This is a genomic window from Vibrio sp. 070316B (assembly GCF_013114115.1).
Lineage (GTDB): Bacteria > Pseudomonadota > Gammaproteobacteria > Enterobacterales > Vibrionaceae > Vibrio > Vibrio chagasii_B.
In genome coordinates this window covers 1-7639 of record NZ_VTYC01000057.1, presented here as the reverse complement: position 1 = coordinate 7639, position 7639 = coordinate 1, and the positions used below count along the sequence as shown (strand labels likewise).

Here is a 7639-nt window from a genome sequence, read left to right as displayed (position 1 = left end):
CGTCGAGGGATTTTAAATCCCTTGTGTCTACCAATTCCACCACCAGGGCACGCAATTCTTTATTGCGATGCCGATTACTGAAAAGTAAAACACCATCTTAATGTAAACATCAGTCAACATTACAAAATTTGGAGCGACACACGAGGTTCCCTTTCTTCAAGGCTTAAGGCGTGACCTCAACCTTGGCAAGGTTGCGCTCTACCAGCTGAGCTAGTGTCGCATTTTCATTATTCTGCTCTAGAGATCAGAGAGATAATGGAGGCGCCTCCCGGAGTCGAACCGAGGTCCACGGATTTGCAATCCGCTGCATAGCCACTCTGCCAAGGCGCCTTTTTATTTCAACACTTTACTGACTAAATAAGTCACTCCGCTGTGTTCGGGTGCCTACTTTACGGATTAAGGAGAGATAGTCAAACAAAAAAGTGAATTTAAATTCTGTTTGCTGACATTTAAATCAAATTGCTGCATGTTCGATCTTTTCAGCTAAAAAACACACAGCAAATTGGTTTAAATTTGTGACTCGCGGTCTACCACTTCTTCATGAAGCGACCAACCAAGCTCGGGTGATATGCCCAACAATGATCAAACATGGTCATCAATTGAGGGTTACCGTACTTAGAAAGGCTTACTGCGTGGAAACGGTTCTTATGTTCCTTCAACTTTTCAACCTGAGCGATCATCTCGTCAGACTGCTTAGGGGCAATAAAATCAGACAGTACGATTAAATCGGCATTCTTGTATTTGTCGCCTGTCATCAAATCGATCGATTTCATCAATACAGGTTCCAAATCTGTACCTCCGTGAAATGAATAGCTCAAGAAGTCACTCGCTTCACGTAAGCCATCTTGTCTTGTTAACTCGTAAGTAATCTGTTCCGAAGAGAAAAGGATCACGTAACAATCTCGTTCTTCCGCAAGAGCAATTTGCATTAGTGCATAGGCCATTGCTTTAGCGGATTGCTCAGGAAAGCCACTCATGGAACCAGAGGCATCTACACAAACAATAAACGGCCCCTTTTCAATATCAACGTGTTTACTGTCTGGCTTTTGCGCCTTAACTTTACGTAACGTACGAGACTTACCTTTGGATCGGTAACTTAGTAAGCGTTTGTCTGCCAAGTGTTTGTAGAAGATAACTTCAAGCTCTGGGTAAGCCAAGAACATGGTTTCGTTTGGCAGCATCTTGTTAAGATCATCGCTTTCATGAATCCCGACGATATCGTCTACGGCTTCATCGCTTTTCTCTTCAACCATCTGCAGCTCTTCTACAGGGGCTTTATGTAACGAAGGATCGTCTTCCATGCCCGCCATACGACCCAGTTTCTCAGCGATCTCTTGTAGACCTTTGTGTTTATTTAAAAACTCGGCGTGACGCTTCATTACGGTTAAGTCCGTTTTACTTAACTTAGCAGAAGCCATATCCCACAAACGTCCAACACTGCCCTCATCACCAGATTCCGTCACTTTATCCATGTTTTTCATGGTTTCCATACGTTGGTAGAGATCCGCTAAAACTTTCTCTTTACTGGTTTCAAGTTCTGTCACTTGGGCTTGCTTGATAGCATCTGACAGCGATTGGTACCACTGATCGCAGAAGTAGTGTGGGAACATCGCATTATAAACGCCCTTGTTGTTTTCCATCAGGCGTCTAGCTTGCAGATAAAACGCTGAGTGCCACTCCAATTTTTTGATGACATTATCGATCTCATCAAAAAACTGGGGTTCATCCCAGTGAATCACTTCTTGATAAAGCGCGATTTCTTCTTGGAATCGGTCGGTCTCACACACCTTCGTAACGCGTTTTTTTACTTTACCGCGCCATTTCACTAGGTGGTTTTTCACCGACGTTTTTACCCCTTTATTCTCAGCAGCCATCATCACTTGAGAACGGGCGATGAGATCATTCATCGCCGTATCAATGATGCCTGAGTCAGCAACCATTAAAGCAAGGTTTAAACCGTCTGCTCCTAACATACTTTCCCCTCTACTCGAAGTACTGACTCATAAATTTAAGACGCTGAGCAATCTTGCTGCTCTTCACTTTCGCGGTCTCAAGCTCTTGTGTTACCGCTTGTAAACTTGACTCCATCGCTTTTGGTAGCTCTGGGTCAATATAGTTGTGAGGTAGCGCATCGTGGAAATCGGTACGCACTCGTTTCAGCTTGAATTCAGCTTCGTTTAGCTGCTCAAGTGCTCGCTCAGCGCCACTCAACCATTTGTTATAAAGCTCTTGGTCCAAACCATCAGTGGTCACAACACTGACTAATACCGAGCGGTTCGCGATGTCTTTAATCACTAGCTGGTTCGATGCATCAAGATCCAACTTCAAGCGACACAGATTCTTGTTTTCGTTTACGTAACCGTAAATATCTCCGTGCCCTTCTTTAAGCACACGATCGAAATCATCTTTCGCTACGTAAACCCAACGACTATCGCCTTTCTCTGATTCTGAAACTGACATGTTGCTTTGCAGCAGAACTAACTTAACTAAGTTGTAAGCACTACCGACGCTGTACGTCTTCGCGTTTTTAATATCGCTGTGGTAAACGTCTTTACGTAGAAGGCCGCTGGTTGTCTCCATTGAGAGGGAAACAGAAAGTGTTGATTCAACTTCGTCTTGGATATCTTCAAGCTCTTCACGTGACATTTCAATTTGAGCTTTGGACTCTTGTTGATCAAAAGCTCGATTCAACGCAAAGTCTTTGACCACACTACGAACCACATCTCGTGATTCTGGGCTGTGCCACAAACAATCTTGCAGTAAAAGAATATCAAGCGGGTTTACGCTGTCACGACCACTGAAGAACGCACTCGCCTTCAGCAGTTTCACAGCTTTCTTCCAACGTCTGTCTGAAACATACAGATCGGATTCAGAAGTTGAACCCTGCTGCTTAACCGTTTCTTCTAGCATGGTTTTCAACTCATACAGCTTATTGAATGCGTTATCTGTCAGTTCAAGCTTGTCGAGTTCTTTTTGCCACTGGTGATATTCAATATCCGTGATCGCCAATCCCTTCGGGATCTCAGCTTCTTGAGAAGTGCCTGCCGTCAGCATCGACTTGAAGTTTTGTTTGTTCTGAATGCGGTTTACAAACACGCGAACAAGCATTCGGTCATAAAGCGCTTCTAGGCCGCTATCTTCATCTGGAAGTTCATTCGACGCAGAGACCAATAAGCGCATTGGTACGCGTTCAATATCACTACCGTTCTTGAACGTTTTTTCATTCACAACAGTAAGGAGTGTATTAAGGATTGCCGGACCAGCTTTCCAGATTTCATCAAGGAATACGACTTGAGCGGTTGGAAGGTAGCCTTCAGTCAACCTTACGTAGCGACCGTTGTCTTTCAGTTCTTGGATACTTAGAGGACCGAACACTTCTTCAGGCGTAGAAAAGCGTGTCATCAAATATTCGAAATAGCTGCTGTTATCGAAAGCTTGGATTAGGCGTTTAGCGATAAGACTTTTTGCAATGCCTGGAGGGCCTAGTAGGAAAACACTTTCACCAGCCAAAGCAGCCAGTAAACAGAGCTTAATGGTATCTTCTCTTTCGTAGACACCATCAGAGAGAGCATGCGCTAATTTGTTAATTCTTTCAGAGAGTAGCGCCTTGTCAGCATGTGAAGAAATAGAAGGGGTCATGCATTACTCCGAAAATCTTTGGACAATAAAGAGTGTAGATTTGTTTTTATACATTTGTTAGCACTTTGTTACAAGTGTATTTTATTATTGAGTTGCATTTATATCAGATGGTTACGTCAGTAATTTCGATGTAATCATAGATTGCAAATTTGAGAGTAGAGTCACGGATGGTGTGAAATTTAATTCAAAACTATGTCTAAATTTTCTTTTATTTTCGACACCATAGAAGTTAAGGTGGTGCACGTCTTTCGAATACGACAAATTGGCAAGGAACGTGGCCAGACTGCATGAATAAAGTTATCCATCAATGGAAAAGTATTTCTCTCATAGAAGAGACCGTGACGCTCCCTACGAACGTTGTGGTAAAACATACAACAATCAATCACCCTGGTGCGGCCGTTATTCTTCCTATCACCTCATCTGGAAAAATCATCCTGATTAACCAGTTTCGTCCTTCCCTTAAAAAGTGGCTTTTAGAACTGCCTGCAGGCACGATGGAAGTTAACGAGACACCTCTTGAATGCGCACAGCGCGAACTGGAAGAAGAAACAGGTTACAGTGCAACTTCTTTTCAAAGCTTGGGGCAAGTTACGCCTTTAGCTGGCTTCTGCGATGAGATACAGCATCTATTCGTCGCAAAAGACCTTAGCCTCACAACCCGCTTTGAATGTGATGAAGATGAAGTCATAGAAGTGATCGAGCTGAGCTTAGAAGAACTGCACGACAAAATACGACACGATCAAATCACCGATACAAAAACTATCGCTTGTTTAAGTAAAGCCCAACTCTGCGGCTACCTATAATACTCTAGGAGAGAAACATGGACTTTCGTTCTGATACCGTAACTAAACCCTCACAAGCAATGCGCAGTGTAATGGCAAACGCAGAAGTCGGTGATGATGTATATGGTGACGACCCAACCGTAAATGAACTTGAGCAGTGGGCTGCAAACGAAACGGGTTTTGAAGCCGCGATGTTCACCTCTTCAGGTACGCAAGCTAATCTACTCGGCCTAATGGCACACTGTGAGCGTGGAGACGAATACCTTTGTGGTCAACAAGCGCACAACTACAAATACGAAGCTGGCGGCGCTGCGGTACTGGGTTCGATTCAACCTCAACCAATCGAGAACAACCCTGACGGCACTCTTGATTTCAAAAAGCTTGCCGCTGCTATTAAGCCAGACGACAGCCACTTCGCTCGCACTAAACTCCTAAGCTTAGAAAACACGATTAACGGCAAAGTACTGCCAATGTCTTACCTAGCGGAAGCTCGTGATTTCGTAAACCAACACGGTTTGCAAATGCACCTAGACGGCGCGCGAGTATATAACGCAGCAGTGGCACTAGACGTGCACATCAAAGAGATCGCACAACACTTCGATTCGATGACGATTTGTTTATCAAAAGGTTTGGGTGCTCCGATTGGCTCTCTGCTACTTGGTAGTAAAGAGTACATCGCTAAAGCACGTCGACTACGTAAAATGGTCGGTGGTGGTATGCGCCAAGCGGGTATTCTTGCCGCAGCAGGAAAAATGGCGCTGACTGAGAACGTTACTCAGCTCAAAGCTGACCACGAGAACGCGAAAAACCTGGCTATTGGCTTGAGTAAATTGGAAGGCTTCTCGGTTAACCCGGATTTCGTTCAAACAAATATCGTATTTGCGAAGTTAGACGAGTCAGTGGATATCAACCGTATCGCAGGTGAACTTAGCGAACAAGGTATTACAATGACACCTGGTAACCCTGTACGTTTTGTCACTCACCGCGATATTAGTGCAGAGGATATTTCTCGATTCTTAAATGAATTACAAAAAGCGCTGACAGTCTAATACCATAATCAGCCCTTAACGAATCGTAAAATGCCACACTATGTCGTGTGGCATTTTTTACCATCAGTCAGTTAATACTTATTCCGGTTTAGGTACTACACGCATGTTGTCCATATAGTAATCAGGAATAATACGAGGGTAAAATCTATCCTCTAGACACTCATAAAGGAACTCATCATCATTTCTGTTTTGCGGCGGTAAACCACATACTTTGATTGCGCGACCATTATTGACATATTCCTGCTTTTGGTTATCAAAAATCTCTTCAACAAAATAGAATTTATTGCCTTTGACTACGCCACCATAACTGCGGTCAAACATACTTTGACTTAGAGCGAAGTTCGCAACTTCGTTGTTATTCAAGTTGCTGTACACTTTCATTGTATAATGACTAACATCGGCATCAAATAGCTGGTCTTTTGACAAGACTAATTCTTGCTTTGCAAACATAATATTTCGATACACGATAGCACCACTATCATGCACTAAAGTCACACGATAACCCATGATGTCCTGGCCATACACCCTTAAGTCCACACCACTTATCGCTTGTAAGCCATTAAAAATCCACTCCCAAGGGTTAATAACAGACGGAAGGATTTGATATAGCGTAGTCATCGCAGTATTCCCACCACTGAGATCTTCAACAATCGCAGAACCTTCACTTTGATCAAGTAACGAGCCTACTGTAATCGGGAAGGATTGACTACGGAAATTAGGAACATACACACACAGCTCTTCAAGCGTAATGCCATTAGTAAAACCACTACCTTCAATCTCGTCACTATTACATAAATGACGCTCGGATTCCCCGGTGACCACTTTAGGAATGTGTTTTACAACCGCATTTACAGCACTCGCTAAATTGAATGTTTTCCCGATATTGACCAGCTTAAAGTTTGTTGTAACAGCCTTATTCATTGCCTGAGAGGCAGAGTTTACAAAAGTCGCCCCTGTAGGCCCTGTTGTAATTTTGACTAATGAATTAAACAAACGACGAATGTTAGGAACCATCGCCTTTTTCCAAATTTCAGAATTCAAATTAACATCCGACACGCTCTTCTTCATCACTTCCCAAGAGATTGGATCGATACCTGCAGGTTTTAAATCATTATTTACTTTGTCTTTTGAAACAAACAAAGTCGATTCATTTTGCATAATATAAGAGCGAAGGTTTGAAAGAAATTCAATAACAGAAACACCCTGTTCACCAGGCTTAAAATACTCTGCTGGATATAAAACTTCTGCGTTACCCGTAGGGATCGTCTCAAGCCCAAACAACATCACCTCCGAAAGACTTACCTCTTTGTAGGCCACGTACGAGTTGTTCCAAGTTTTAACTATAGGCGTAGTAGTACACTCCGCACACCTAACTATGTCTCGAATTACATCCTTTAAAAGCTTGTCTAACTCCCTTTCAGCAGTAGTCATCGATAACTTTTCTGAAAGATATTTTTGTATAAACAGCAGCTCTTGATAATGGATTTTCTCTGCTTTTGTTGGCTTTGGTGACGAAAAATCTATTTGCTCAATTTCAGCATCATGAAAGCGCTTTGCTTCATTATCATACTGAACGAACAATTGTTGTTTTGCACCGACAAAATCTAGCCCTGTTTTACTGCTGTTTTCATCCAGCTCTCGGCGAATGATTGTTTGTAGTTCAGGGTTAATACGAGCGTCCATAATGGACTGCGTGTCTGCGATAATAGGGCTAACATAACCCTGATCTCCATGATGAACATCGGCAAGAACGATATTAGTATTACTAATCATCTCGAGCTTGACATTAAGATATTGTTTCTTAATTGGCTCTTGCTCTTGATACCAATCCGAAGAAACCGAATCGTATTTTTCTTTCAGATAATCCTTACAAGGATTCTCTTCCGAACGGTAAGTTAAGCAATTCTTCGAAAGAACCAACTGAAATAGGTATAGGGAGTCATGGTATTGAGGATCCACTTGGTCATAAAACACCGTTTGAACAACCGACGAGTGATTAACGTCTTGTGCAAAAGAAGTATTCGACAAAAGCGCGCTCATTAATACGAACGGCAAAGCCTTAGATATTTTCATGTATTTTTATTCTCGCTGAGATTTTATGCTTCGCCGCTAATAATAAAAATAACAATAAAAATAACAATCGAACCTAGTGATAAAAAAATCAAAAAG

At 42.5% G+C, this 7639-nt stretch carries 5 protein-coding genes and 2 tRNA genes; 2 read left to right on the top strand and 5 right to left on the bottom strand.

What is annotated here, in order from left to right; translation table 11 throughout:
- Positions 1 to 129: 129 nt before the first annotated feature.
- From F0251_RS23970 to F0251_RS23955, 4 genes are all read right to left on the bottom strand, one after another.
- Positions 130 to 220 (bottom strand) — tRNA-Gly (locus F0251_RS23970).
- Between the two features lie 36 nt (positions 221 to 256).
- A tRNA-Cys gene (locus F0251_RS23965) sits at positions 257 to 330 on the bottom strand.
- A gap of 197 nt (positions 331 to 527) precedes the next feature.
- Positions 528 to 1973, bottom strand: a complete 1446-nt coding sequence (gene viaA, locus F0251_RS23960; RefSeq protein WP_008216424.1) for an ATPase RavA stimulator ViaA — start codon at positions 1971 to 1973, stop codon at positions 528 to 530.
- A gap of 10 nt (positions 1974 to 1983) precedes the next feature.
- Positions 1984 to 3639 (bottom strand): ATPase RavA domain-containing protein, encoded by a 1656-nt coding sequence (locus F0251_RS23955; RefSeq protein WP_061030876.1) that lies wholly within the window; start codon positions 3637 to 3639, stop codon positions 1984 to 1986.
- Between the two features lie 287 nt (positions 3640 to 3926).
- Here F0251_RS23955 and F0251_RS23950 point away from each other — a divergent pair, with 287 nt between their 5' ends.
- Positions 3927 to 4442, top strand: a complete 516-nt coding sequence (locus F0251_RS23950) for an NUDIX hydrolase (RefSeq protein ID WP_061030875.1) — start codon at positions 3927 to 3929, stop codon at positions 4440 to 4442.
- 17 nt (positions 4443 to 4459) lie between these two features.
- On the top strand, positions 4460 to 5470 hold the full coding sequence (gene ltaE, locus F0251_RS23945; protein ID WP_061030874.1) for a low-specificity L-threonine aldolase: 1011 nt from the start codon (positions 4460 to 4462) through the stop codon (positions 5468 to 5470).
- Between the two features lie 78 nt (positions 5471 to 5548).
- On the opposite strand, the gene F0251_RS23940 is transcribed toward ltaE, so the two are convergent.
- Entirely contained in the window at positions 5549 to 7543 is a 1995-nt protein-coding gene (locus F0251_RS23940; RefSeq protein WP_239930727.1) for a hypothetical protein, read from the bottom strand.
- Between the last annotated feature and the right edge of the window lie 96 nt (positions 7544 to 7639).